Source organism: Pseudaquabacterium pictum (assembly GCF_005403045.1).
Lineage (GTDB): Bacteria > Pseudomonadota > Gammaproteobacteria > Burkholderiales > Burkholderiaceae_C > Pseudaquabacterium > Pseudaquabacterium pictum.
In genome coordinates this window covers 36621-63504 of sequence record NZ_BJCL01000022.1, presented here as the reverse complement: position 1 = coordinate 63504, position 26884 = coordinate 36621, and the positions used below count along the sequence as shown (strand labels likewise).

23 protein-coding genes are annotated in these 26884 nt (G+C 70.0%); 17 read left to right on the top strand and 6 right to left on the bottom strand.

Going from position 1 to position 26884, the window contains the following annotated elements:
• Positions 1 to 81: 81 nt before the first annotated feature.
• From fliD to FFT10_RS28675, 6 genes are all read right to left on the bottom strand, one after another.
• Positions 82 to 1548, bottom strand: a complete 1467-nt coding sequence (gene fliD, locus FFT10_RS25270) for a flagellar filament capping protein FliD (protein WP_137735660.1) — start codon at positions 1546 to 1548, stop codon at positions 82 to 84.
• A gap of 129 nt (positions 1549 to 1677) precedes the next feature.
• Positions 1678 to 2544 (bottom strand): flagellin N-terminal helical domain-containing protein, encoded by an 867-nt coding sequence (locus FFT10_RS25265; protein ID WP_137735659.1) that lies wholly within the window; start codon positions 2542 to 2544, stop codon positions 1678 to 1680.
• A 192-nt stretch (positions 2545 to 2736) separates the two neighbouring features.
• Positions 2737 to 3600: a flagellin N-terminal helical domain-containing protein gene (locus FFT10_RS25260; protein WP_137735658.1), complete on the bottom strand. Its 864-nt coding sequence runs from the start codon at positions 3598 to 3600 to the stop codon at positions 2737 to 2739.
• Between the two features lie 246 nt (positions 3601 to 3846).
• Positions 3847 to 4710: a flagellin N-terminal helical domain-containing protein gene (locus tag FFT10_RS25255; protein WP_137735657.1), complete on the bottom strand. Its 864-nt coding sequence runs from the start codon at positions 4708 to 4710 to the stop codon at positions 3847 to 3849.
• A gap of 507 nt (positions 4711 to 5217) precedes the next feature.
• Complete coding sequence (locus FFT10_RS25250) at positions 5218 to 6600, bottom strand: hypothetical protein (RefSeq protein WP_137735656.1); 1383 nt, start codon at positions 6598 to 6600, stop codon at positions 5218 to 5220.
• A gap of 98 nt (positions 6601 to 6698) precedes the next feature.
• The gene (locus tag FFT10_RS28675) at positions 6699 to 7358 is read right to left on the bottom strand and encodes a response regulator (RefSeq protein ID WP_137735655.1); all 660 of its coding nucleotides are present in this window, start codon (positions 7356 to 7358) and stop codon (positions 6699 to 6701) included.
• 318 nt (positions 7359 to 7676) lie between these two features.
• Between FFT10_RS28675 and flhD the strand changes: the two genes are divergently transcribed.
• From flhD to FFT10_RS25160, 17 genes are all read left to right on the top strand, one after another.
• Positions 7677 to 8000: a flagellar transcriptional regulator FlhD gene (flhD, locus tag FFT10_RS25240; RefSeq protein WP_137735654.1), complete on the top strand. Its 324-nt coding sequence runs from the start codon at positions 7677 to 7679 to the stop codon at positions 7998 to 8000.
• A 51-nt stretch (positions 8001 to 8051) separates the two neighbouring features.
• A complete protein-coding gene (gene flhC / locus FFT10_RS25235; RefSeq protein ID WP_137735653.1) occupies positions 8052 to 8615 on the top strand; it encodes a flagellar transcriptional regulator FlhC in 564 nt (187 codons plus the stop codon).
• A 254-nt stretch (positions 8616 to 8869) separates the two neighbouring features.
• Positions 8870 to 9688, top strand: a complete 819-nt coding sequence (locus FFT10_RS25230) for a class I SAM-dependent methyltransferase (protein ID WP_228027306.1) — start codon at positions 8870 to 8872, stop codon at positions 9686 to 9688.
• A gap of 63 nt (positions 9689 to 9751) precedes the next feature.
• Positions 9752 to 10609 carry a flagellar motor stator protein MotA gene (gene motA / locus FFT10_RS25225; RefSeq protein ID WP_137735652.1) on the top strand — a complete coding sequence of 286 codons (858 nt, stop codon included), beginning with the start codon at positions 9752 to 9754 and terminating at the stop codon, positions 10607 to 10609.
• Positions 10610 to 10639: 30 nt separating this feature from the next.
• Positions 10640 to 11608, top strand: coding sequence for a flagellar motor protein MotB (gene motB / locus FFT10_RS25220; RefSeq protein ID WP_137735651.1), 969 nt, complete (start codon positions 10640 to 10642; stop codon positions 11606 to 11608).
• A 64-nt stretch (positions 11609 to 11672) separates the two neighbouring features.
• Positions 11673 to 12071, top strand: a complete 399-nt coding sequence (gene cheY, locus FFT10_RS25215) for a chemotaxis response regulator CheY (protein ID WP_137735650.1) — start codon at positions 11673 to 11675, stop codon at positions 12069 to 12071.
• A 25-nt stretch (positions 12072 to 12096) separates the two neighbouring features.
• Entirely contained in the window at positions 12097 to 12729 is a 633-nt protein-coding gene (locus tag FFT10_RS25210) for a protein phosphatase CheZ (protein ID WP_137735649.1), read from the top strand.
• Between the two features lie 184 nt (positions 12730 to 12913).
• Positions 12914 to 14467: a methyl-accepting chemotaxis protein gene (locus FFT10_RS25205; protein WP_137735648.1), complete on the top strand. Its 1554-nt coding sequence runs from the start codon at positions 12914 to 12916 to the stop codon at positions 14465 to 14467.
• A 156-nt stretch (positions 14468 to 14623) separates the two neighbouring features.
• Positions 14624 to 16414: an O-linked N-acetylglucosamine transferase, SPINDLY family protein gene (locus FFT10_RS25200; protein ID WP_137735647.1), complete on the top strand. Its 1791-nt coding sequence runs from the start codon at positions 14624 to 14626 to the stop codon at positions 16412 to 16414.
• 53 nt (positions 16415 to 16467) lie between these two features.
• Positions 16468 to 18783, top strand: coding sequence for a type I secretion system permease/ATPase (locus tag FFT10_RS25195; protein ID WP_162520919.1), 2316 nt, complete (start codon positions 16468 to 16470; stop codon positions 18781 to 18783).
• A 9-nt stretch (positions 18784 to 18792) separates the two neighbouring features.
• Positions 18793 to 20010, top strand: coding sequence for an HlyD family type I secretion periplasmic adaptor subunit (locus FFT10_RS25190; protein ID WP_137735645.1), 1218 nt, complete (start codon positions 18793 to 18795; stop codon positions 20008 to 20010).
• A gap of 194 nt (positions 20011 to 20204) precedes the next feature.
• Positions 20205 to 21590, top strand: a complete 1386-nt coding sequence (locus tag FFT10_RS25185; RefSeq protein WP_137735644.1) for a TolC family protein — start codon at positions 20205 to 20207, stop codon at positions 21588 to 21590.
• Positions 21591 to 21600: 10 nt separating this feature from the next.
• A complete protein-coding gene (locus FFT10_RS25180; protein WP_137735643.1) occupies positions 21601 to 22791 on the top strand; it encodes a glycosyltransferase family 4 protein in 1191 nt (396 codons plus the stop codon).
• Positions 22792 to 22793: 2 nt separating this feature from the next.
• A complete protein-coding gene (locus FFT10_RS25175; protein ID WP_137735642.1) occupies positions 22794 to 23858 on the top strand; it encodes a glycosyltransferase family 2 protein in 1065 nt (354 codons plus the stop codon).
• 10 nt (positions 23859 to 23868) lie between these two features.
• Positions 23869 to 24558 carry a hypothetical protein gene (locus tag FFT10_RS25170; RefSeq protein ID WP_137735641.1) on the top strand — a complete coding sequence of 230 codons (690 nt, stop codon included), beginning with the start codon at positions 23869 to 23871 and terminating at the stop codon, positions 24556 to 24558.
• Positions 24559 to 24748: 190 nt separating this feature from the next.
• Positions 24749 to 26101 (top strand): class I adenylate-forming enzyme family protein, encoded by a 1353-nt coding sequence (locus tag FFT10_RS25165; RefSeq protein ID WP_137735640.1) that lies wholly within the window; start codon positions 24749 to 24751, stop codon positions 26099 to 26101.
• Positions 26098 to 26883, top strand: coding sequence for an AAC(3) family N-acetyltransferase (locus FFT10_RS25160; protein ID WP_137735639.1), 786 nt, complete (start codon positions 26098 to 26100; stop codon positions 26881 to 26883). The genes FFT10_RS25165 and FFT10_RS25160 overlap by 4 nt, the downstream gene beginning before the upstream one ends.
• The last annotated feature ends 1 nt before the right edge of the window (position 26884 follow it).

Here is a 26884-nt window from a genome sequence, read left to right as displayed (position 1 = left end):
ACAGACCGTGGCCGCAAGCGCCGCGGGCCGGCCAGTGCGGTGCACCGGCCGGCCCGCGGGCCTGGCGTGGGGTGGGGACGCTCAGCCGGACGACCGGTTCATCTGGGTGATCTGCTGCGTCATGTAGCTGCTGAGGTTGGTCAGCGAGGCCATCTTGGTGTCCAGCGCCGAGTACTGGGCCTGCAGCCGGGCGCGGGTCTTCTCCAGCTTCAGCTCCATCGTGTCCTGCGACTTGCCGTTGCGGTCGATGCTGGCCTGCAGGCTGCTGCTGCGGCTTTCGAACACGCCGCTGCTGCCCAGCGCGGCATCGGCCAGGTTCTTGAAGCGCCGCACGAAGCCCATCTCGGCGGTGCTGCTGCCGTCGCCGGCCAGCAGCTTCTTCAGCTCGGGCAGGTTGCCCAGGGCGTTGTCCAGCTTGGTGGCATTGGTTTCCAGCGTGCCGTCGCTCTTGAGCGCCAGGCCGATGTCCGACAGCCGCGACCAGGTCGACGAGGCGGTGCTGCCCTCGTTGAGCACCGCACGCAGCTGGCTCTGCAGGGACAGCGTGCTCTGGTCGCCCTGCAGCGCGCCGGCGGTCTTGCTGTCGGCGTTGTAGGCCGTCTGGGTGCGGATGAAGCCGGCCAGGGTGTTGAAGGCTGCGACGAAATCGGTGATCGCGGTCTTGGCCGAGGCGGTGTCGGTGGCCACGCTCACCGCCACGTCGCCGGCGGTGGGTTTGATCAGGTTCAGCGTCAGGCCGTCGACCACGCCGCTGAGCGTGTTGCTGGCCGAGCTGAGCGCGATGCCGTTGACCGTGAGCGCGGCATTGGCCGCGGTGGTGGAGCGCAGCATCGGGCTGGCGGCAGCGCTGGCGTCATAGGCCAGCATCGACAGGCCGGTGGCGTCGTTGCCGTCCGGGGTGGCCTCGGCCACGCTGACGCGGAAGGCGTTCTCGCTGCCGGTGGCCTGCGAGCGCAGGCTCAGCCGGGTGCCCGAGGCATCGGTCACCAGGGTGGCGGTGACACCGGCGCCGGCGCTGTTGATCTTGTCGCGGATGGCCGCGAGGCTGGTCTCGCCATCGCCGATGTTGATGGTCACCGGGCTGCTGCCGGCCTTGGCGGTGAAATCGGCCGCCGGCTCGCCGGCGCCCCAGGTGCCCAGCTCGATGGTGAGGGTGCCGGTGCCCAGGGTGCTGGTGGACGCCGGCTGGGCGGTGCTGGTCACCGTCTGCCCCACGGCCAGGCGGCTGACGTTGACCGCATAGCTGCCGGCCACCGCGCCGCTGCCGGTGGCCACCGTCACCGCGCTGGTGTCGGCCGAGGTGGCGGTGGTGCCGCTCCACAGCGTGGGGGCGGTCAGCACATTGGCCTTGTCGCGCAGGGTGGCGAAGTAGCCCTGCAGCTTGCCCACGTTCGACAGCTTGGTGCTGAGGTTGGTGGCCGCGGTCTGCAGCAGGTTGAGCGGGCGCTGCTCCACCGCCATCAGGCGGTCGAGGATGCTGGCGACGTCCAGGCCGCTGCCGATGCCCGTGGAGGTGATGCTGCCGACGCCGGAAACGGAAGTGGCCATGGTGGATTTGCTCCTTCGCAAGCGTTGTTTCGGCCGCGCGCGCCGCCACTTGAGGGGCGCCGCCACCAACGACAACGGCCCGGGAGGGCCGGGCCGTGGCAGGAGGGCGGGGCGCTGCCGCGGCGCAGCTCAGCTCTGCAGCAGGCGCAGCACCTGCTGCGGCAGCTGGTTGGCCTGGGCCACCATCGCGTTGCCGGCCTGCTGCAGGATCTGTGCGCGGCTCATGTTGGCGGTTTCCGCCGCGAAGTCGGCATCCATGATGCGGGCCTTGGCCGCGCTCTGGTTCTCCACCGACACCTGCAGGTTGGCGATCACCGCCTCGAAGCGGTTCTGCGACGCGCCCAGCGTGGCGCGCTCGGCGTTGATCGTGTTCAGCGCGGTGTCGATGTTGTCGATCACCGTGTGGATGGCCGCCACATCGGCCGTGTTGTCGATGAAGGCCCGGCCGGCGCCGGTGTTGTCGGTGCCCGCCACCGCGGTGATGGTGGCATCGGCCGTCAGGTCGATGGTGGTGATGTCGATGGTGTCGTCGGCCGTGGTGTTGGCACCCACCTGGAATTGCATGCTGCCGGCATCCGTGCCCAGCACATGCTTGCCGTTGAAGGTGGTGGCGCCCAGGATGCGCTGCACTTCCTTGGCCAGCTCGCCGAACTCCTTGTCCAGCGAATCCTTGTCACTGGCGGAGTTGGTGGCGTTGGCCGACTGCACCGCCAGCTCGCGCATGCGCTGCAGGGCGTCGGCCACCTTGCCCATCGAGCCTTCGCTGGTCTGCGCCATCGAGATGCCGTCGTTGGCATTGCGGATGGCGGCGTTCATGCCGCGGACCTGCGAGTTCATGCGCTCGGCGATGGCCAGGCCGGCGGCATCGTCCTTCGCGGAGTTGACACGCATGCCCGAGGACAAGCGCTGCATCGAGGTCGCCAGGGAACCCTGCGACGTGTTCAGGCTGCGCTGTGCGTTCAGCGAAGCAAGGTTCGTGTTGATCGTCTGGGGCATGTGGGCCACTCCTGGTGGTGTCGCCGGATCGGCGTCTCAAGCGTTGGGGCCATTGTGGAAAAGCTGCCGTTTTCTGAAACCCTGAATTGAGGACCGAAGCCCCGCTTGTTCGCCCCCGGGCGCCCCAAATGGCGAAGGCCCCGCCGGCAGGGTGCCGGCGGGGCCTTCGGATGGCGTGGCGGGGTGGCGCGCCTAACGGAGCAGCTGCAGCACCTGCTGGGGCAGCTGGTTGGCCTGGGCCACCATCGCATTGCCGGCCTGCTGCAGGATCTGCGCCCGGCTGAGGTTGGCCGTCTCCACCGCGAAATCGGTGTCGACGATGCGGCTGCGCGCGGCGCTCTGGTTCTCGATCGAGATCTGCAGGTTGGAGATCGCCGCCTCGAAGCGCGACTGCGATGCGCCGAGCGTGGCGCGCTCGCCGTTGATCGTGTCCAGCGCGGTGTCGATGTCGTCGATCACGCCCTGGATGTCGCCGGCACTGGCGTCCTTGTCGATCTTCACCCGGGTGCCGCCGGTGTTGTCGGTGCCGGCCACCGCGGTGATGTCGGCATTGGCCGTCATGTTGGTGGTGGTGATGCTGACCGTGTCGTTGCTGCTGGTGTTGGCGCCCACCTGGAACACCTGCACGCCGGCATCGCCGCCCAGGATGGCCAGGCCGTTGAAGGTGGTGCCGCCCAGCACGCGCTGGATTTCCTTGGCCAGCTCGCCGAACTCCTTGTCCAGCGAATCCTTGTCGCTGTCGGAGTTGGTGGCGTTGGCCGCCTGCACCGCCAGCTCACGCATGCGCTGGAAGGAATCGGAGACCTTGCCCAGCGCGCCCTCGGCCGTCTGCGCCAGCGAGATGCCGTCGTTGGCATTGCGCGCGGCCACGGTCATGCCGCGGATCTGCGAGGTCATGCGCTCGGCGATGGCCATGCCCGCGGCATCGTCCTTGGCCGTGTTGACCCGCAGGCCGGACGACAGGCGCTGCATCGAGCTGGTCAATGACGACTGCGATCCAGCCAGGTTGCGCTGCGCATTCAGCGCAATGATGTTGGTGTTGATGGTCTGCGGCACGAACTTGTCCTTCGCTCGGATGGACCCCAGCAGGGATGTCCTGCGGCGGGTCAGCAGAGTTGGTCGACTGCTTCAAGGCTTATCGGACGACTGGCTGCCGGTCTTGATGGTGCCAGCGGCCTGCCCGTGAAAAAAAATAACGCGCCGTCCAGGAGGGGATCGGCGCGTCGTCAGCCTGTGGGGGCGGGTGGTGCGCGTGCTGGATTGCCACCACCGTGGCGCTCGCTCAGCGCAGCCGCCAGGAGGTCATCGAAGCAGTGTCAAGACCTGCTGGGGCAGCTGGTTGGCCTGCGCAACCATCGCGTTGCCGGCCTGCTGCAGGATCTGCGCGCGGCTCAGGTTCGCGGTTTCCGCAGCGAAGTCGGTGTCCATGATGCGGCTCTTGGCTGCACTCTGGTTCTCCACCGAGATCTGCAGGTTGGTGATCACCGACTCGAAGCGCGACTGCGAGGCACCCATCACCGCACGCTGGCTGTTGACCGTGTCCAGCGCCACATCGATGTTGTCGATCACGCCCTGGATGGTGGTGGCATCGGCGGTGTTGTCGATGAACGCGCGGCCGGAGCCGGTGTTGTCGGTGCCGGCCACCGCGGTGATGGTGGCGTCGGCCGTCAGGTCGGTGGTGGTGATGTCGATGGTGTCGTCGGCCGTGGTGTTGGCACCCACCTGGAAGCGGAACGCGGCAGCCTCGGTGCCGAGGATGTTCAGCCCGTTGAAGGTGGTGCCGCCGAGCACGCGCTGGATTTCCTTGGCCAGTTCGCCGAACTCCTTGTCCAGCGAATCCTTGTCGCTGTCGGAGTTGGTGGCGTTGGCCGCCTGCACCGACAGTTCACGCATGCGCTGCAGCGAGTCCGCGACCTTGCCCATCGCGCCTTCGGCCGTCTGCGACATCGAGATGCCGTCGTTGGCGTTGCGGATGGCCACGTTCATGCCGCGTACCTGGCTTGTCATGCGCTCGGCAATGGCCAGGCCGGCGGCGTCGTCCTTGGCAGAGTTGACCCGCAGGCCTGAGGACAGGCGCTGCATGGAGACCGACAGCGAAGACTGCGACATCGACAGGTTCCTCTGTGCGTTGATCGAAGTCAGGTTGGTGTTGATGGTTTGGGGCACGGTAATTTCCTTTCAGCTTCGATGAATCCCGGCGGGAGCGCCGGCGTTACTCGGGTGGTGGCGTGAACTCAAGCTCACCACCGTTGCACGCCGAACAGTTGCCCAACAGCAATCTGCTCAGCACGCCCGCGCTAGTCGCCTATGTTCTTGGGTCACCTTGAGTGGCCTGTCGTCCATCGGCCGGCTAACCGGACCGCGGTGGTCTTGTTTGGACCGCCCGTTGGTTTGGGTATCGGCGAATCGGTTTTTCAACTTGAGGGGTTCACGCAAAACAATTTCCAAGCGTGTCAAGATGGCTTCGGGCAGAAAGCGAGAGGTCTGTCACGCCGATGGCCACATTGAAGGTCTCAAGTGACCGGTTTGGCTGCCGTCTGGAGCCGTGTCGGTCGGCGTGCATGCCCCGAACTGGCAGGTCGAGACCCCTCAGTTCATGGGTTGGGTCGGCGGCGCTCCAAGCAAACGGGGGCCCGCAGGCCCCCGTTGGATGGCACGGCCGCAGCCGGTGCGTCAGAGCGGGTCGACGATCTCGCCTTCGGCCTCGGCCCAGCCCGGGCGGTCCAGGGCGCGCAGGCAGGGCAGCACCGCATCGGGGTTGTCGAAGCGCTCGATCACCCGCTGGCCGCTGATCGGCACGGCCTCGCAGGCGATGCGGGCGGTGTCGGGGTTGTCGGACAGGAAGCCCAGCAGCTCGGCGACCGTGGCCTGGTTCAGGCGGCTGCCGTCCACCTCCACCGTGTCGCCGTTGCGCTGGCGCAGCTGCTGGCGCAGGCCGTCGAGGTGGCGCTGCTTCATCTCGATGAAGCGGCCGAAGCGTTCGGGCTCGAAGTGCAGAGCCTGCACCGCATTGGCCTGCTGTTCGCACAGCACGTCGGCAAACTCGGCCAGCAGGTTGCTGCGCATCACATGCACGATGCGCAGGCCCGGCTCGGCCAGGGCCCAGGCCAGGGCCTCCGGGCTGTGCGCCGGCGCCATGGTGAAGCCGCGTACCTGCATGGCCGCCAGGTCACGGCCTGCCGCGTCGTGTGAGCGGCCCAGCATCATGCGGGCGAACCAGGGTGCATCCTTGGCGCGCAGTGCATGCAGGGTGCGCGAGGCACTGCGGCTGAGCAGCCTGTCGTGCAGCTGCATGCCTTGCGGATGCAGCAGGTCGCCGTCGAACAGCACGCCGGTGCTGCGGTTCAGGGTCTGCGCCAGCCGGTCGGTGCGGGTGTGGGGGGCGCCCAGCAGCAGGGCGGCGCGCTCGGGCAGCTCGGCCGGCACCATCTCCTCGGCGCTGTAGAGGCTGCAGAACGGGTCGACCAGCTCGGGATCGAGCAGGCTCAGGCGGGTGTAGGTGCAGCGCAGCTCCTGCAGCACGCAGGGCTGGCCGTCGGCGGTGCGCTCGCCCAGGTACAGGCGCAGGCCGTTGCGGTCGCCGCACAGCATGAAGCGGGCGCTGGCCTGGCCGCTGGCATCGCTCAGCTCCAGGTTGCCGTCGCGCAGCTGCCAGCGCTCGGCGCCGGCCGGCACGGTCAGGCCGATGCGGCCGTTGTCGCGCAGCCGGATCACGCCCTGGGCGTTGCCGTCGGCGCCGCGCACCAGGTACAGGCGGCGTTCCTCGGGCGGCACCATCAGCGCCGGCTGGGCTTGCGCCAGGGCCTGCAGCATGGCGGCGTGCGGCGAGTGCGGCTGTGCCAGCGTCAGGGCGATGCGGGCAGCGGCGCTCGCATCTTCCAGCTGGCCGCGGCGGCAGGCCAGGCGCAGCAGTTCGGCCGTCTGCTCGACGCAGGTGTCGGCCAGCAGGTTGAACCCGGCCACCGGTGCCATGGGCACCGCCATGGCCGGTGCGGGCTGGGCCGGCAGTGCGGCAGCGGGCAGGGGGGTGGGCATGGCCAGGGCAATGGCGTTCATCACGCAACTCCGTCAATCGGGGAAGCCCAGTCTAGGGAGCCCCGGTGGACGGTCAAACCTGGAAAAGCGCGGTGTTTGCCGGCCAGAGCGGGCCGGCGTCAGTCGTCGGCGGCGTGCGCCGGCACCATCGACGGCTGCACCAGGGCCTGCACATGGCCCAGCAGGTCGTCGTCGATCCAGGGCTTGCGGTAGATGCCGGCCACGGCCTGCAGCTGGTTCAGCTGGGCCTGGAGATCGTCGTGCCCGGTGATGGCCAGGATGGGCATCGCCGCCAGGCCGGGTTGCAGCTGCACCGCACGCACCAGGCCCACACCGTCGAGCCTGGGCATCTCCAGGTCGGTGACCAGCAGCGCATAGCGGCCCGCCTGCAGCAGGGCCAGGGCCTCTTCGCCATCGCGTGCCAGTGCCACCTGGTAGCCGGCGGGCTCGAACAGGCGGCGCAGCTTGGCCCGCACCACGGCCGAGTCGTCGACCAGCAGCAGGTCGGCCTGCAGGGCGGGCGGGGGGCTGGCCGCTGGCGCCGGCGCCGGGGTGGGTGCAGCTGGGGTCGGCGGGTGCGCGGCCGGCGGCGGGGCAGGGCGGGGCGCCGGGGCGGCGGCGATCGTGGGGGCGGGCTCTGGTTCGGGCTCGGGGGCCGCGGGCCGCCGCCGCGCCGGCCTGCGGCCGAGCAGCACGACGACCACAGCGCCCACCACCACGGCGCCCAGCACCCAGGGCAGCAGCAGGTGGAACAGCGTGTTCAGCAGGTCGATCAGCATGGGTGGGCCTTGCAGTGGGTGGCGCGCGGTGCCGCGTGCGGCCTTGCTGCAGTGTCGGCAGCGCCGGGCTGCACTTCAATGCGCCGGGCCCGGCTTCCGTGCGCTATGTGGCCCCGGTGCGGCGCGGTTTCCGCCCCGACACCGACCGCCTTGTAGGAATTTGCCTGACACGCCCCCCGGAAGAACGGGGACTCAAGATCACGAATTGGGCTGATGTTGCGGCCCTGTTGCGATCCCTACAGTTCGTTTCACGCCGGGTTCACACACCGGCAACACGCAGACAAGCCGCCCACACCCCACCACCACCGGATGCCCACCATGAACTCTGACCAGATCCTCGCCGAGATCCGCGAAGCCAACCTGTCGTACCTGATGCTGGCGCAGACCCTGATCCGCACCGACCGCGACCAGGCGCTGTTCCGTCTGGGCCTGAGCGAGGACTCGGCGGCGATGATCGCCGCGCTGACCCCGGCGCAGATGATGAAGATCGCCTCGGGCAGCACCCTGCTGTGCCGCATGCGCTGCGACGACGACCTGGTCTGGGGCCTGCTGACCAGCCACGGCAAGAGCGCGGCCAACGAGAGCGTCAGCCGCCTGCATGCGTCCATCCTGATGGCCGGCCGCCATCAAGAGGCCGCCTGACGCACGGCGCTGCCCAGCCAGAACAGACCAACAGAAGACGGAGAGAGCACCATGTCGCGCACCAAGAGCATCCTGACCGAAGCCAAGCAGATCGACACCGCCGTGGAGCTGATCAAGCTCGGCGCCCGCCTGCAGGTGCTGGAGAGCGAGACCGACCTCAGCTACGAGCGCCTGCTGCGCCTGTACAAGGAGGTCGCCGGCAAGAGCCCCAGCAAGGGCCAGCTGCCGTTCTCCACCGACTGGTTCATGACCTGGCAGCCCAACATCCATGCCAGCCTCTTCCTCAACATCCACGAGTACCTGAACAAGGTGGCCGAGCTCGACGAGATCGACACCGTGATCAAGGCCTACAAGCTCTACATGGAGCAGGTGTCGGCCCAGGGCCTGGAGCCGCAGCTGTCGGTCACCCGCGCCTGGCGCCTGGTGAAGTTCGTCGACAACGGCATGCTGACGATGACCAAGTGCAGCAAGTGCGGCGGCCACTACGTGACCCACCCCCATGAGATCGCCCGCCACTATGTGTGCGGCCTGTGCAACCCGCCGGCGCGCGCCGGCAAGGGCCGCAATGCCGGCGCCATCCGCCTGCCGAGTGCGCAGGATTGCATGGTCGACTGAGGTGCGCTTGTCGCAGACCTGCAGACCGCGCCCCGGCGGCCGATTTCTGCCAGGTCTGATTTGAATTGTTCCTGGCTGGCGTCAATGCCAGCCGCTTGATCCGGTTTCTTGCTTGTCTCCTCCTGGCACAGCTTCTGTGCTTTCCGGGCGGGATCCTTCGGGATCTCGCCCGTTTTTCTTGGCGGGCGCAACAGGCCGGAACTGTCCGCCTGTTCGGCCGACCGGCCGCCGCGCCGGCTGGCGACACTGCGCCCATGCCGGCCCGTCCCCTGACCGCTGCCCTGCCACGCCTGCGCCTGCCCTGGCCACTGCCGGCGCTGTGCACCTGGCTGATGGCCTGGGCGCTGCTGTGGCCGCTGGCGCCGCTGGCCGCCGCCCGAGCCTGGCCGCCGGCACTGCCCTGGCTGCTGGCCGCCCTGGCCGGCAGCGGGCTGGCGCTGTTGCCGCGGCAGGCCAGCGCCTGGCGGCGGCTGTTCATGGCCGCAGGATTTCCGGTCTCGGCCGCGCTCAGCGGTGCGGCGGCGCTGCCGGCCTGGGCCTGGCTGCTGCCGATGGGCCTGCTGCTGGCCGCCTATCCGCTGCGGGCCTGGCGCGATGCACCGCTGTTCCCCACGCCCGTCGATGCCCTGGACGGCCTGCCGGCCGCACTGCCGCTGGCGCCCGGCGCCCGTGTGCTGGATGCCGGCTGCGGCCTGGGCGACGGGCTGCGCGCGCTGCACCGCGCCTGGCCGCAGGCCCGCATCGAAGGGGTGGAGTGGAGCTGGCTGCTGCGCCTGGCCTGCGCGCTGCGCTGCCCCTGGGCCCACGTGCGGCGGGGCGACATGTGGGCGCTGCCCTGGCAGGGCTGCCAGGTGGTCTACCTGTTCCAGCGGCCCGAGAGCATGGCGCGCGCCTGGGACAAGGCCTGCGCCGAACTGGCGCCCGGTGCCTGGCTGGTGAGCCTGGACTTCGCCGTGCCCGGCCGCGAGGCCGATCTGGCACTGGGCCAGCCGGGCGCGCGCCGGGTGTGGGCCTACCGCGTGGGTGGAAGCGCGGCCGAAGCCGGCTCAACTCGGCCCCACCCCTGCCGATAAAACGCTGAGGCCTTGTCAGCTGCCGCACTCCGCGGCGCGGGCCGTCCTGCACAGCGAAACACCATGTTCGTCATCATCGGTTGGGTCGTGGTCCTGGGCTGCGTGTTCGGCGTGTTCGTCGCGCACGGCGGCAACATGGGGCCGATCCTGAAGGCGCTGCCCTGGGAAATGGCCATGATCGGCGGCGCCACCCTGGGCGCCTTCATCGTCAACAACCAGATGGTGGTGATCAAGTCCACCATGGCCGGCGTGGGCATGTGCTTCAAGGGCAGCAAGTACACCAAGGACCGGTACATGGAGCTGCTGGCCCTGATGTTCGACATCCTGCAGAAGGCCCGCAAGGAGGGCCTGATGTCGATCGAGAAGGACGTGGAAGACCCCCACAGCAGCCCGCTGTTCCAGAAGTATCCGACGGTGGGCAACGACCACCATGTCACCGAGTTCATCACCGACTACCTGCGCATGATGGTCTCGGGCAACCTCAATGCCCATGAGATCGAGTCGCTGATGGACAGCGAGATCGAGACCCACCACCAGGAAGCCCATGCCCCGGTGGGCGCCATCCAGCGCATCGCCGGCGGCCTGCCCGCCTTCGGCATCGTGGCCGCGGTGCTGGGCGTGGTGAAGACCATGGGCTCGGTGGGCCAGCCGCCGGCGGTGCTGGGCGCGATGATCGGCTCGGCCCTGGTCGGCACCTTCCTGGGGATTCTGCTGGCCTATGCCTTCGCCGAGCCGCTGGCCGGCCTGCTGGAGCAAAAGCTGGAAGAGAGTGCGAAGGAGCTGCAGTGCATCAAGACCACGCTGCTGGCCAGCATGCAGGGCTATGCCCCGCAGGTGGCCATCGAGTTCGGCCGCAAGGTGCTGCTGTCCACGGTGCGCCCGACCTTCGGCGAGCTCGAAGCCCACGTGAAGAAGAAGTGATGACACCCGCCACCCCGACCGGAGCGCGTGATGGCTGGTGACGCGAAGAAACTTCAGCCGATCATCGTCAAGAAGGTCAAGAAGGGCGGCCATGCGGCGCATGGCGGTGCCTGGAAGATCGCCTATGCCGACTTCGTGACCGCGATGATGGCCTTCTTCCTGCTGATGTGGCTGCTGGGCAGCACGTCCGAGGGCGACAAGAAGGGCATCGCCGACTATTTCCAGAGCCCGCTGAAGGTGGCGCTGCTCAATGGCGGCTCGGGCTCGGGCGATTCGTCGTCGATCCTCAAGGGCGGCGGCACCGATCTCACCCGCAGCCACGGCCAGGTCAAGCGCGGCGATGTCGAGGCGCCGCGCAACACCATCAACCTGCAGGCGCTGCGCCATGAACAGCGGGTGGCCGAGGCCACCCGGCTGCAGGAACTGAGCGAGCAGGTCGAGAGCGAGCTCAAGAACAACCCCAAGCTGGCGCAGTACGCCTCGCAGATCAAGCTGGACCTCACCCGGGACGGCTTGCGCATCCAGATCGTGGACGAGCTGAGCCGGCCGATGTTCGACAGCGGCAGCGCGGTGGTCAAACCCTACATGCGAGAACTGCTGCGCGCCATCGGCAGCGTGCTGCTGGAGGTGCCCAACCGGCTGACGCTGGAAGGCCACACCGATGCCCAGCCCTTCGGCGCCGGCGGCGCCGGCTACAGCAACTGGGAGCTCTCCGCCGACCGGGCCAATGCCTCGCGGCGGGAGCTGGTGGCGGGCGGCCTGACCGAGGAACGGGTGCTGCGGGTGCAGGGCCTGGCCAGCAGCCAGCCATTCAACCGGGACGACCCGCTCGACCCGCAGAACCGCCGCATCAGCATCATCGTGATGAACCGCGATGCCGAGGACCGCTTCTACCGGCCCACCGCCGACCGGGTGGAGCCGCAGCAACCCGAGACCGAGCCCAGCATCCGGCCGCAAAAGCCCACATTGGTGTCAAGTCCCGCGGAACCCGGCCGATAAGCCTCCATCGGCCGGCCCGACAACTCCCCCTCCACATCTCACAAGCCCCAGCCCGAGGACAGACATGAGCAATCCCTCCGACCTCAAGTTCCTGGTCGTCGACGACTTCTCCACCATGCGCCGCATCGTGCGCGGCCTGCTCAAGGAAATGGGCTGCAACAACGTGGAAGAGGCCGAGGACGGCGCCATCGCCCTGCAGATGCTGAAGACCAACCGCTACGACTTCGTCGTCAGCGACATCAACATGCCCAACATGAACGGCTTCGACCTGCTCAAGGCAGTGAAGGCCGAGGAGAGCCTGAAGCACATTCCGGTGCTGATGGTGACCGCCGAGGCCCGCAAGGAAGACATCCTGCTGGCCGCCCAGAGTGGTGCCGCCGGCTATGTGGTGAAGCCTTTCACCAAGGCCACGCTGGAGGAGAAGGTCACCAAGATCATGCAGAAGCTGGCCACCACCGCCTGACGGCGTCACTCCCAGGAGTACCCCCATGAAGATGGAAGACATCGCGGCCATGGTGCCCGAACAAGGTGTGGTGGCCTCGCCCGAGGTGTTCCAGCAGATCGGCACCATCACCCGCCTGCTGCACGACACGATGCAGCAGCTGGGTGTGATGCCCAAGCTGCAGGTGGCGGCCGACGGCATCCCCGACGCCCGCAGCCGGCTCAGCTACATCGCCACCAAGACGGCCGCCGCGGCCGAGAAGGTGCTGAACTCGGTCGACCAGGCCAAGGCGGAGCACGCCGCCATCGCCGACCAGACCCGCAGCCTGGCCGCCGCGCTGCAGGCCGATCCGGTCAAGGCCGTGGCCTCGGGCGCGGTGTTCAACTTCGTCAACGATGTCGAGGCCCGCACCAAGGTGATCGACAGCCACCTGACCGACATCATGATGGCGCAGGACTTCCACGACCTGACCGGCCAGGTGGTGGCCAAGGTGGTGGGCCTGGCCAACGAGCTGGAAGACAGCCTGGTCAAGCTGCTGGTGCAGGTGGTGCCGCCCGAGCAGCGCGAGAAGGTCGACCCCAATGTGCTGGCCGGCCCCGTGGTCAACCCCGAGGGCCGCACCGACGTCGTCACCAACCAAGGCGAGGTCGACGACCTGCTGGCCAGCCTGGGCTTCTAGCCCGGCCCCCGCCCCACCGATCCGATCCAGGCGGCCCGCGGGCCGCCTGGCTGCGTTTCGGCGGCGCGGAGCTGGCGCCCTCAAGAAATCCCCTCGGCGGCCGAAGAACCGGGAAGAAGCGCGTCACAGCGCCGCCCCGCTGGTCCTGTTCCGTTGTCCCGCCCGCCGCCAAGAGGTAGTCGCCATGCAATTTGGAAATCTCACGCTCGCCCGCCGTCTGGGCCTGAGCTTCGCAGCCCTGGTGCTGCTGTCCCTGCTGGGCAGCGGGCTCAGCCTCTACCAGATGACCCGCATCCATGCCGCGCTGGAAGAGGTGGTGCTGGTCAACGGCAAGAAGGTGGAACTGCTCAACGACATGTCGGGCGCGGTGCATGTGGTCTCGCGCGTGTCGCGCACGCTGGCGCTGCTGACCGACGATGCCGAGCAGCAGGCCGAGATGACGAAGATCGCCGCGGCCCGCGACCGTTACAACAAGGCCGAGGCGGAGCTCTACAAGTTCCCGGCGACGCCCGAGGCCCAGGTCCAGCGCGATGCCATCACCGCCGCCCGCGACAAGGCGCGCCTCCTCAATGACCAGGCCATCAAGGCCGGCGTGGAGAACGAGTTCGAACTCGCCACCAAGCTGCTGCTGACCAGCGCCGGCCCGGCGGTGGGCGCCTGGCAGGCCGCCCTGGAGCAGAACATCAACTACCAGGAAGAGAGCAACCGCAAGGCCTTCGACGTGGCCCAGGCCAGTTACGCCACCGCCCGCAACCTGCTGGTCGGCCTGGCCCTGGTGTCCCTGGTGGGTGCGGCGCTGCTGGCCACGGTGGTGGTGCGGTCGGTGGTGACCGACCTCGGCGGCGAGCCCGCCGACGCCCGCCGGGTGGCGGTGGCGATTGCCGAGGGCAACCTGGGCGTGGCCGTGCCGGTGAGCTCCGGTGACACCCGCAGCGTGATGGCGGCCATGCACAGCATGCGCGACCGCCTGGCTGCGATGGTGGGCGAGGTGCGCCGCAGCAGCGACAGCATCGCCACCGGCTCGTCGCAGATCGCCACCGGCAATGCCGACCTGAGCCAGCGCACCGAGGAGCAGGCCAGCAACCTGCAGCAGACCGCCGCGTCGATGGAAGAGCTGACCGGCACGGTGAAGAACAACGCCGAGACGGCCCAGCAGGCCAACCAGCTGGCCACCGGCGCCGCCGCGGCCGCCGCCCGCGGTGGCGAGGTGGTGGGCCAGGTGGTGGCCACGATGCAGGACATCGCCACCGCCTCGCGCAAGATCTCCGACATCATCGGCGTGATCGACGGCATCGCCTTCCAGACCAACATCCTGGCGCTGAACGCGGCGGTGGAAGCCGCCCGCGCCGGCGAACAGGGGCGCGGCTTCGCCGTGGTCGCCAGCGAGGTGCGCAGCCTGGCCCAGCGCAGCGCCCAGGCCGCCAAGGAGATCAAGAGCCTGATCGGCAGCAGCGGCGAGAAGGTGGAGCTGGGCGCCCGCCAGGTCAACGACGCCGGCACCTCGATGGCCGAGATCGTGCGCCAGGTGCAGCAGGTCAGCCAGCTGATCGGCGAGATCTCCCACGCCACGGCCGAGCAGTCGCGCGGCATCAGCCAGGTGGGCGACGCGGTGGGCCAGCTCGACCAGGTGACGCAGCAGAACGCCGCCCTGGTGGAAGAGAGTGCCGCCGCCGCCGAGAGCCTGCGCCAGCAGGCTGGCCGGCTGGTGGAGGTGGTGGGTGGCTTCCGCCTGGCCTGACGCCGGCCCGCTTCCCGCTGTCGACAAGCCGGGCCCTGCCCGGCTTTTGCCATTCCGGGCCGGGATAAGGCGGGCCGCGGCCGGCCTTTTCCAGGCGATCGCGCGGGGCCCCCGCTCCTACGATGAAGGCCACCTGTGCCGTGCCCTGGAGCCCGCATGCCTGATGCTGTCCTGAATGTTTCCAAGCCCACCCTGACGCTGGCCGAACTGGTCAACGAGGCCCAGCGCCTGCAGTCCCAGGGCCGCGCCGATGCCGCCGTGGCGCTGTACCAGCAGTGGCTGGTCGACGGACCGCCGGCCATGCGCCATGTGGCCTGGTTCAACCTGGGCACGCTGCTGAGCCCGCTGCAGCGGGCCGCCGAGGCCGAGGCGGCCTACCGCGCCGCCACCGCGCTGCAGCCCGACTTCCCGCATGCCCGGTTGAACCTGGGCCACCTGCTGGAGCGCAGCGGCCAGCACGATGCGGCGATGGCCGAGTGGCAGGCGGTGGTGGACGCCAAGCCGGCGGCCGACCTGCAGGTGCATGCCTGGAACAACATCGGCCGCCTGCTGGAACAGCTGCGCCGCTACCCCGAGGCCGAGGCGGCGCTGCGCGAGAGCCTGCAGCTCGACCCCAACCAGCCCAGCGTGGTGCAGCACTATGTGCACCTGCGCCAGAAGCAGTGCGCCTGGCCGGTCTACCAGCCGGTGGGCGAGGTGGGGCCCAACCGCCTGCTGCAGGGCACCTCGCTGCTGGCGATGATGGGCCTCTCCGACGACCCGGCGCTGCAGCTGCTGTCGGCCACCCGCTTCGCGCTGGAGCGGGTACCGAAGCCGGCGCCGGTGCCGCTGTACAAGAGCATGCCGCCGCGCACCGGCAAGATCCGCATCGGCTACCTGTCGGGCGACCTGCACATGCATGCGGTGGGCCTGCTGTCGCCCGAGCTGTTCGAGCTGCACGACCGCAGCAAGTTCGAGGTCTGGGCCTTCTGCTGGACGCCCGAGAGCGACCAGCCGCAGCGCCAGCGGATCCTCAAGGCCATGGACCACCATGTGCGCCTGGGCGGGGTGGACGACAACACCGCCGCACGGCTGATCGCCGAGGCCGGCATCGACGTGCTGGTGGACCTGCAGGCGCTGACCAACGGCGCCCGCCCGGCCATCCTGGGCCACCGCGCCGCGCCGGTGCAGGTCAGCTACCTGGGCCTGCCGGGCACCAGCGGCCTGCCGGGCGTGGACTGGCTGCTGGCGGACGACTATGTGCTGCCGCCCGAGGCCGAGCCCTATTACACCGAGCGGCCGCTGCGCCTGCCGAACTGCTACCAGGTCAGCGACCGCCAGCGCGCCGTGGCGCCGCGGCCGGCGCGCAGCACCTACGGCCTGCCCGAGGACCAGGTGGTGTACTGCTCGTTCAACAACAACCACAAGTTCACCGCCGAGGTGTTCGGCGCCTGGATGCGCATCCTGCAGCAGGTGCCGGGCAGCGTGCTGTGGCTGCTGGCCGACAACGACACCGCCCGCGAGAACATGCTGCGCGAGGCCGAGCGCCAGGGCGTGGCCCGCGAACGGCTGATCTTCGCGCCCCGGGTGGCGCCGCCGGAGTACCTGGCCCGCTTCCAGTGTGCCGACCTGGTGCTCGACACCTTCCCGTTCAACGCCGGCACCACCGCCAGCGACGCGCTGTGGATGGGCACGCCCATCGTCACCCTCAGCGGGCGCAGCTACATCTCGCGCATGGCCGGCAGCCTGCTCACCGCGGTGGGCCTGCCCGAGCTGGCCACCACCAGCCTGGCCGACTACGAGACACTGGCCGTTTTGCTGGGCCGCCAGCCGGCGCGCATCGCCTCCTACAAGCGCTACCTGGCCGAGCATGGCCGCAGCTCGCCGCTGTTCGACCTGCCGCAGATCGTGCGCGACATCGAGGCCCACTTCGAGCGCCTGGCGCTGCAGCACCGCGCACAGGCTTGAGGCCAGTTCCCGCCGCATCCCGCCACTGAGCCTGCTCCCCGCACCTGCGCCCCGTGTCCGCCCGCGACGATCCCTCCCTGGATGCGGCTGCCGAGCCCGCGCCGCCGCATCCCGGCCTGGCGCAGGACCCGCTGGCCCAGGCCCTGGAGTGGCTGACGCGCCACCACGGCCATGCGCGCTCGATCGCCTCGCTGCTGGAAGGCCAGCAGATCGATGGCCAGCTGGGCCCGGACCAGGCGGTGCGTGCGCTGCGCGAGGCCGGCTGGAACGCCGCCCTGGTGCAGCGGCCGATCAGCGAATTCAGCGACCTGCTGCTGCCGGTGGTGCTGCTGCTGAAGACCGGCGACGCGGTGGTGCTGCTGGCCCGCCGCCAGCAGGCGGCCGGCCCGCCGTTGTGCACCGTGCTGATGCCCGGCGACGACGGCCTGCACAGCGCCCAGGAGCTGGCTGCCACCGAGCCCGAGCTGGCCGCCGAGTACGCCGGCATCGCCCTGGTGGCCACGCCGCGGGCGTCGCAGGGCCCGCGCACCGGCATCGCCAGCGCCGATGTGGAGGCCGCCCTGCGCGACCCCGACAGCCACTGGCTGTGGGGCACGGTGCGGCGCTTCGTGCCGCTGTACCGCTCGGCCCTGCTGGCCGCGCTGCTGAGCAACACCCTGATGCTGGTGATCGGCACCGTCACCTCGGTCATCTACGACAAGGTGATCCCGCACAAGGCCTTCGTCACGCTGTGGGCGCTGGCCGCTGCCGGCGGCATCGCGCTGCTGTTCGACCTGGCGGCGCGCCAGCTGCGCGCCTACCTGATCGACCTGGCCGGCAAGAAGACCGACCTGCTGGTCGGCACCCAGCTGTTCCGCCAGAGCCTGGGGGTGCGCATGGAGCACCGCCCCGAATCGGCCGGCGCCTACAGCCACATCGTCGGCCAGATCGAGCTGGTGCGCGAGTTCTTCTCGTCGGCCACGCTGTCGGCGATCAGCGATCTGCCGTTCATCTTCATCTTCATCGCCATGGCCTTCGTCATCGGCGGGCCGCTGGGCTTCGTGCTGGTGATCGGCGTGCCGCTGATCCTGCTGGCCACGGCGCTGATCCAGGGCGCGATGCGCCGCGCCAGCACCGCCAACATGCAGCAGCAGGCCGACCTGCACGGCCTGCTGGTGGAGGCGGTGGAAGGGCTGGAGGACATCAAGGCCACCGGCGCCCAGGGCCGCTTCCTGCACCAGTACGAGCAGTCGTCGGCGGCGGCGGTGAACAGCCAGATCCGCTCGCGCCGGCTGACCAGCCTGACCACCAACCTGTCGATGATCAGCCAGCAGGCGATCACCCTGGTGATGCTGGTGTGGGGCGTGTACCTGATCGACGCCAAGATCATCACCGGCGGCGCGCTCATGGGCGCGGTGATGTTCGGCACCCGGGCGGTGGCGCCGCTGTCGTCCATCGTGATGCTGGCCACCCGCTGGCAGGGCGCCCGTGCGGCCATGCTGGCGCTGAACAAGGTGATGGCCCAGCCCACCGAGCGCGAGCCGGGGCGCGACTACATCCCGGTGCGGGAGATGAGCGGCCGCATCGCCCTCAACGATGTCAGCTTCGCCTACCCGGCCAAGGACGGCCAGGAGGCGCCCAAGGTGCTCAAGGGCGTCACGCTGCGTTTCGAGCCGGGGGAGCGGGTGGCCATCCTGGGCCGCATCGGCAGCGGCAAGAGCACCATCCTGCGGGTCATCGGCGGGCTGTACCGGCCGGGCGACGGCCTGGTGGACGTGGACGGCGTCGACCTGCGCCAGCTCGACCCTGGCGATTTCCGCCTGAAGGTGGGCTATGTGCCGCAGGATTCACGCCTGTTCAACGGCACGCTGCGCGACAACGTGCTGCTGGGCCGGCCCGGTGCCGACGCGGTGCGCCTGGCCTCGGTGGCCAAGCTCACCGGCCTGTCCCGCGTGGCCGAGAGCCACCCGCTGGGCTGGGACCTGCCGGTGGGCGAATCCGGCTCGCTGCTGTCGGGCGGCCAGCGCCAGCTGGTGGCGCTGACCCGCAGCCTGATCACCGAGCCGAAGATCCTGCTGATGGACGAGCCCACCAGCTCGATGGATGCGCAGAGCGAGCTGGCCTTCCTGCGCCAGCTGCATGAATCGGCCCGCGGCTGCACCCTGATCATGGTGACCCACCGCCCGGCGGTGCTGGAGCTGGTGCAGCGCATCATCGTCGTCGATGCCGGCAAGGTGGTGATGGACGGGCCGAAGGCCCAGGTGCTGGCGGCGCTGTCGGGCGCCCGCCCGGTGCCGCAAGGCACGCCGGGGCAGGGCGCCGCGCCGCTGCCCAACAACGTGCACCGGCACCCCAGCACCCAGCCGGCGGAGTCCAAGGCCGCGGTATGACGGGCTGCCATGGCTGAAACCAAGCCGCTGCGCCGCGGCGACATGGAGTTCCTGAGCCCGCTGCAGGCGGCGCAGCAGGACGAGCCCGCCCATGTGGCCACCTGGTCGGTCTACCTGATGCTGGTGGCCCTGGTGGTGGCGGTGGCCTGGGCGGCGCTGGCCAAGGTGGACATGGTCACCCGGGCCGAGAGCCGGGTGATCCCGGTGGGGCGCGAGCAGGTCATCGCCAGCCTGGAAGGCGGCATCCTGCGCGAGCTGAAGGTGCGCGAGGGCGAGGCGGTGACCGCCGGCCAGCCGCTGGCCCTGCTCGACCCGACGCGGGTGGAGGCCCAGCAGAACGAAGGCCGGCTCAAGCGCCTGGCCCTGCAGGCCACCGTGGTGCGCCTGCAGGCCGAGGCCGGTGGCCGGCCGCTGGCCTTCCCGAAGCACTTGCAGGAAGTGCCCGAGGTGGTGCAGGGCGAGACCGCCTCCTACGAGGCCCGCCGCCGGGCGCTGAACGAGGCCGTGGCCTCCAACCAGCGCAACCAGGCGCTGCTGGAGCGCGAGGTGGCCATGGCGCAGACCATGTCGGCCAAGGGCCTGATGAGCGAGGTGGAGGTGATGCGCCTGCGCCGCCAGGCCAACGACCTGGCCCTGGTCACCCAGGAGCGCATCAACCGCTTCCGCCAGGACGCCAGCGCCGAGCTGGTGAAGGCCCAGACCGAGCTGACCATGCTGGGCGAGCAGCAGGTGGTGCGCGACGACATCCTCAAGCGCACCACGCTGACCTCGCCGGTGCGCGGCCTGGTGAAGAACATCCGCATGAACACCGTGGGCGGCGTGGTCAGCGCCGGCGCGCCGGTGATGGAGATCGTGCCGGTGGACGAGCAGGTGCTGGTGGAGCTGCGCATCAAGCCCAGCGACATCGGCTGGGTGCGGGTGGGCCATCCGGTCGAGATCAAGCTGTCGGCCTATGACTTCACCATCTACGGCAGCCTGCACGGCACGGTGGACACCGTCAGCCCCGATGCGCTGAGCGACAGCGGCGGGCCGGCGGCCAATGCCGAGGCCACCTGGTACCGCGCCCTGGTGCGCGCCGACGCCAGCAAGCTCAAGGCCGGCGGCAAGCCGCTGACGGTGCTGCCCGGCATGGTGGGCACGGCCGAGATCCGCACCGGCCAGCGCTCGGTGCTGAGCTTCCTGCTGCGGCCGATGATGAAGGCCACCGAGGCATTCACCGAACGGTAGACGGGGCACCCCGCTGCGGGATACCGCAGCGACCCGCCGGGCGGGTGGGCCGGCCGGCTTGGGAGCGGCCCGGCGCTCGGCCGGCTGCAGGCTGACTGCCTGAATAGCCGGCAAAACCGGCCGACTTTCCAGGGATCGCGGTTGGGGGCGTCAGCGTCTACTTGGTGCTGCACTGCCTGCCCCACCGCCGACCCGTGACTGCTCCCACCATCCCGTTCGTCCGCACGCTGTCCCTGCTGGGCCTGGCCTTGCTGACCTGCGCCGGCACCGCCCGCGCCAACTGCCTGGACGAGGAGAAGCTGGAGGCGCTGCCGGCGATGTCTGCGCCAGGCACTGCGCCAGCCGCGGCGTCGCCCACGCCACCGCGCGCCACGCTGCAGCGGATGGTGCAGGACGCACTGGCCCGCAGCCATGGCATCGGCGCCGCCCGCCTGCTGGCCGAGGCGGCCGAGCAGGATGTGGGCGAGGCCGAGGCCAGCCGCAAGCCGCAGGCCTTCCTCACCGGCAGCGTCGGCCCGTCGATCGATCAGGACCGCCTGGGCAACACCTCCGGCCTGCAGGCCCGCGCCGGCGTCACCTGGAACCAGGTGCTGTACGACGGTGGCCGCAGCGCCCGGCTGATCGACTGGCGCCGCCAGCAGGCCGAGGCGGCCCGGCTGGGCATGTTGTCCACCCAGGAGCAGATCACCCTGGCCACCACCTCGATGGCGCTGGAGCGCAGCCGCTTCCGCATGCAGGCGGTGATCTATGGCCAGAACGTGCGCAAGATGGGCTGCCTGGTGCAGGCGCTGGAGTCCATCGTGGCAGCCGACAAGGGCCGCACCAGCGAGCTGGTGCAGGCCCGCAAGCAGCTGCAGCAGGCCGAGCTGCAGCAGGTGCAGGCGCAGAGCCAGGCCCGCCAGGTCGAGGCCAAGCTGCGCCGCATGGTCGGCGACGGTCTGCCGGGCACCGAGGGCATGTCCACGCTGATGCTGGCCGTGCCCGAGCTGCCGGCCGTGCTGAGCGCGGCCGAGCGCTCGGTCGACATCCACCAGCTGGCCGCCAATGCCCGCGCGCTGACCGAGATCGCCCGCGTGGTGGAGGCCGGCAACAAGCCGCAGCTGAGCTGGAACCTGGGCGGCAATGCGCTGCTGTCGGCCAGCAGCGGCGCGGCCAGCGTGGCCGGTGGCCAGCGCAACCTGGCATTGACCGGCGGCGTGACGCTGAGCGTGCCCATCCTGAACCCGGCCATCGAATACAGCAGCCAGGCCGCCCGCAAGCGTGCCGAGGCCGCCAACCTGCAGCGCGCCGAGGCGCTGGAGCAACGCCGCCAGCGCATCGTCGATGTGCACGAGCAGGCCCAGTCGGCCTTCGACCGGCTGCAGCGCGTGGGCCTGGTGCTGCGCGACAGCGACCGGCTGCGCAACTTCACCCTGCAGCAGTGGCAGCAGATGGGCCGCCGCTCGCTGTTCGACGTGATCGGCGCCGAGACCGACCACTACAACCTGCGCGTGCAGTACATCAACGCGCTGCACGACGGGCAGCAGATGAACGCCACGCTCACCTCGCTGGGCACCGGCCTCAGCGCCTGGCTCCAATGAAGGGCACCGCATGAATTCCCTGTGCATCGAAGGCTGGCGTGGCGTCAGCCACTCCATCGCGCTGGTCAACCAGTACCAGATGCTGGTGCTGCTGAACGATCCGGCCTGGCGTGCCGACTGGCAGCTCTACCACCGCGACCTGCCGTTCTTCCTGAAGCACTGGAACACGCGGCAGATGCCCGCCGGCTTCAGCGCCGCCGAGCAGGCCGCCATCGACGCCGTGCCGGCGCCACCCGAGGGCCTGCGCCCCGACTGCCTGCTGCGCATCAGCTCGCCGTTCAAGTCAGTCATCGACCCGGCGGTGCGCACGCTGACCTTCATGGTCACCGAATGCGGCCTGGTCGACGACTGCTTCGACGCGCCGCCCACCGATCCGCTGGCCTTCACCCGTGGCGACAACTGCATCATCACGCCCTCGGCCTGGTCGCGCGACCGGCTGGTCGACGGCGGCATGGACCCGGCCGGCATCGCCATCGTGCCGCATGGCGTCAAGACCGACACCTTCGCGCCGCTGCAGCCGGCCGACCGCCAGGCCGGCCGCGCCGCGCTGGGCGTGGCCGACGACGAGGTGCTGTTCCTCAACGTCGGCGTGGCCACCTGGAACAAGGGCCTGGACCTGCTGGTCAAGGCCTTCGCCCGGGTGCGCAAGCAGCACCCGCGCACCCGCCTGCTGCTGAAGGACCACAAGGCGCTGTACGGCATCGGCGCCGACCGCACCCTGGCCCAGGTGGCCCGCGCCAACCCGGGGCTGATCGACAACCAGGTGCTGGCCGGCATCTCGGTGGTGTCGGGCAGCCTGGACCAGACCCAGCTGCGGGCGCTGTACGGCGTGGCCGATGCCTATGTCTCGCCCTACCGGGCCGAAGGTTTCAACATGCCGGTGCTGGAGGCCATGGCCTGCGGCACGCCGGTGATCGTGACCGGCGGCGGCGCCACCGACGACTTCTGCCCGCCGGCGCTGTCGGTCAAGCTGCCCGCGCGCGAGGGCACCAAGGCCGACGAGCCGGCGATGTTCGGCCGCTTCCTGGTGCCGGACGAGGACGCGCTGCTCGACGCCATGGCGCGGGTGGCCGAAGGCCGCCTGCCGCGCGACACGCCCACGGCCCAGGCCGCCCGCGCCGACTTGGTGGCCCGCTACAGCTGGACCGCCGTCACCCGCCAGCTGCAGGACCTGATCGCCCAGCAGACGGTCGCTGCCTGACCATGCGCCACCGTCTGCACAACGACAGCCACGCCTTCGTGCGGGCCATCCACCTGCGCACGCCGGGCGTGCCGATCCGCGATGTGCGCATCGGCGTGGCCCGGGTGGCCCAGCCGCTGGCCTGGGACACGCCGCCCTGCCGGCTGCGCATCGATGGAGACAGCGCCGAGCTGGTGTTCCACCGGCCCGACAACTGGGCCCGCTTCGGTTTCGACATCGTGCCGGCCGGGGAGGGCGACGCCGCCGAGGTGGTGCCGCTGGGCCGCATCGAGCCGCTGCCCGAGCCCGACCTGGACAGCATCCGCCAGGTGCTGCGCGGCAAGCGCATCGCCTTCCTGGGCACGGCGCGCAGCTGCGCGCAGGCGCTGCCGGCCACCATCACCAGGCTGCACGAGCTGGGCGCGCTGTTCGCCCACCATGAGATCCACGTCTACGAGAACGACTCCAGCGACGACACCGGTGCGCTGCTGGACCAGGGGGCCCGCGACGGCCTGCTGCACGCCATCCGCGAGCAGGGCGTGGCCGCCCGCATGCCGCTGCGCACCGAGCGCCTGGCCTACGGCCGCAACCGCCTGCTCGACCATGTGCTGGCGCAGGGTGCCGACCGCTTCGACTACATCTGCTGGGCCGACATGGACGGCCTGGTGGGCGCCCGGTTCGCGGTTGACGGCTTCCTGTCGTGCTTCCGCCACGAGGCGGCCTGGGATGCGGTGTTTCCACTGAGCTGGCCGCTGTACTACGACCTGTGGGCCCTGCGCGAGCCCACGATCTGCCCGGACGACTACGTGGCCAGCGGCCTGCACACGCTGAACGCCGCACTGTTTGCCGGCCGCGAGATCCATGCTGCCACCCAGCAGCTGCAGCCCGGCCGGGTGGCCGGCTGGCTGCCGGTGCAGTCGGCCTTCGGCGGCTTCGGCCTGTACAAGGCGGCGGTGGTGGGCCACGGCCGCTACAGCGGCCTGGTCGATGGCCGCGAGGTCTGCGAGCACGTGCCGTACCACGCCCAGCTGGTGGCCGCCGGCGCGCGGCTGTACCTGAACCCCCAGTGCATCACCCACATCGCCTAGAGGTGCCACGATGGCCGACCTGACGCTGATCACCCATGTCTACAACGCCCAGGGTCCGGTGGACCGGCAGCTGGCGCTGTGGCGGCAGTTCAGCCCGGCGCTGCGCGCGCGTCTGCAGTTCCTGGTCATCGACGACCACAGCGATGTGCCGCTGCAGGTGGACAAGGGCGACCTGGACCTGCGCCTGGTGCGGGTGGACGACGACATCGACTGGAACATGCCCGGCTGCCGCAACCTGGCGGCCACGCTGTGCGAGACGCCGTGGATGCTGTTCTTCGACATCGACAACGTGGCCAGCGAGGCCAGCCTGGTGAAGCTGGTGAACGCGCTGCCGAACCTGGACCGGAACCGGCTGCATGTGTTCCGCCGCACCGAGAACGGGGTGGACGTGGAGCCGCACATCAACAGCTTCCTGATCACCCGCCAGGGCTTCTTCAAGGCCGGCGGCTACGACGAGGACTTCAGCGGCCACTACGGCTTCGAGGACGTGGCCTTCCGCATGATGTGGCGCAAGCATGTGGGCACCGAGGTGCTGCTGACCGACATCGCCTTCGAACAGATCGCCTTCCGCACCAGCGGGCTGGACCGCGACTTGAGCCGCAACCAGGCGCTGATCGCCCAGCGGGCGGCGGCCGGGCTGCCCAAGCCGCGCGGCATGCTGCGCTTCAACTGGTCGGACCAGGTGGCTGCGGCGGCCTGAGCGGCCGTCAGCGCCGCATCGGCGGCGTGCTGCCGACTTAGCGGAACTGGCGGCGAAACCCGGCCATTTGCGGCCGCAGCCTGCGTCGCCTGGGCATTAAAGTGGCTGCCAGTGGCGGTCTGCAGCCCAGCCGGGCAACCGGCTGATCGCCTGCAAGCGCCCCGATCACTCCACCAGCCCCCCAGCCGCCATGAGCTTCGAGACCCTGCGATCGCGCCTGACCGAGCATGGCCCGCGCCCGGCCATCGTCTCCGACGGGCAGTGCCACAGCCACGCGGAACTGGCGGCCGAGGTCGACCGGCGGGAGCAGGCCTGCCGCGCCGCCGGCATCGGGGCCGGCGATGTGGTGGTGCTGCTGGGCGATTTCTCCTTCGCCGCGCTGGCCGAGCTGCTGGCGCTGTTGCTGTGCCGCGCCACCGTGGTGCCGCTGACGCCGCAGGCCCATGCCAAGCTGGCCGACCAGGTGGCGGCACTGCAGCCCGATGTGCTGGTCGACAGCCGCCAGCCGGCGCCCGAGCGCCTGCGCCAGTCGCGCGACGGCAGCGCGGCCTGGCGCAGCGTGCTGCCGGTGGACGCCGGCGGGCTGGTGGTGTTCACCTCGGGCAGCACCGGCCAGCCCAAGGCCATCGTGCACGACATCGACAGCCTGTGCTACCGCTACCTGGCACGCAAGCCGCCGGTCAGCGCCATCTGCTTCCTGCTGTTCGACCACATGGGCGGCATCAACACCGTGCTGCACCTGCTGTTCCAGGGCGGGCTGGCGGTGAACCCGGGCACGCGCCAGGTCGACGTGGTGTGCGAGGCCATTGCCCGCCACCAGGTGCAGCTGCTGCCGGCCACGCCCAGCTTCCTGTCCCAGCTGCTGCTGTCGCGGGCGCATGAGCGCCACGACCTGTCGTCGCTCAAGGTGATCAGCTACGGCACCGAGGTGATGAGCGAGACGGTGCTGCAGAAACTCAATGCGGTGCTGCCGGGCTGTGTCTTCAAGCAGACCTACGGCCTGTCCGAGACCGGCGTGCTGCAGATCAAGTCGCGCAGCAACGACAGCCTGTGGTTCCGCTTCATCGACCCCGGCGTGCGCTGGAAGGTCGAGAACGACGTGCTGTGGATCAGCACCCGGTCCAACCTGCGCGGCAAGCTCCTGTTCAGCCCCGAGGGCCCGGTGCTGGAGACCAGCGACAGCGAGTGGTTCTGCACCCAGGACCTGGTGGCCCGCGATGGCGACGAGCTGATGGTGCTGGGCCGGCAGACCGACATCGTCAACGTGGGCGGCCTGAAGGTCTATCCCAGCGAGGTGGAGAACTGCATCCAGGCGCTGCCCTTCGTCGACGAGGTGCTGGTCAAGGGCAAGAAGAACCCGCTGCTCGGCCAGATCGTCGTGGCCCATGTGCAGCTGCACGACGGCCAGGCAAGGCCCGAGGCCGAGCGCCTGATCCGCCAGCACTGCGCCAGCCGGCTGGAGCGCTACAAGGTGCCGTCGCAGTTCATCTTCGGCACGCAGAGCTTCGTCAATGACCGGTTCAAGAAGGTGCGCACGCCGTGAAGCGCACCCGCCTGGCCGACCTGGGCGCTGCCCTGCAGCAGCTGCGGCTGCCGCGCGACGGCGTGGCCATCGTGCACAGCTCGATGCTGCGTTTCGGCCAGATCGAGGACGGGCTGCCCGGTGTGCTGTGGATGCTGCGCCAGGTGCTGGGCGAGGGCTGCACGCTGCTGATGCCGGCCTTCACGCTGTCGTATGGACGCACCCGACAGTGGGACTGGCAGGCCAGCAAGGCCGAGACCGGTGCGCTGTGCGAGCACTTCCGGCGCCTGCCGGGCACGCTGCGCACCTTGCATCCCTTCCACTCGCTGGCGGTGGCCGGGCCGCTGGCCGAGCGCTTCGCCGCCTGCCGCAACCTGTCGTCCTTCGGCCCCGGCTCGCCGTGGGAGCTGCTGGTCGGGCTGGATGCGGTGAACCTGGCGCTGGGCACCGACTTCGAAGGTGGCGCCACCTTCCTGCACCATGCCGAGCAGACGGCGCAGGTGCCCTACCGCCACCACAAGGACTTTCCCGGCGCGGTGCGCGGCCCCGATGGCCAGCTGCAGGCCGCCACCTACGGCATGTACGTGCGCGAGATCGGCCCCGGCCACCAGGCGGTCAACCGCTGGCAGCCGGTGTGGGACGACCTGGTGGCCGCCGGCCTGGTGCGCCAGGCCGCCGTGCAGGGCACGCCGCTGTTCGCGATGGACATCGCGCCGGTGCATGCCTGGCTGCACCAGCGCCTGTGCGCCCAGCCGATGTACTGCGCCGAACGCATCGAGACCGAGACCGCCACTGGAGGATGAC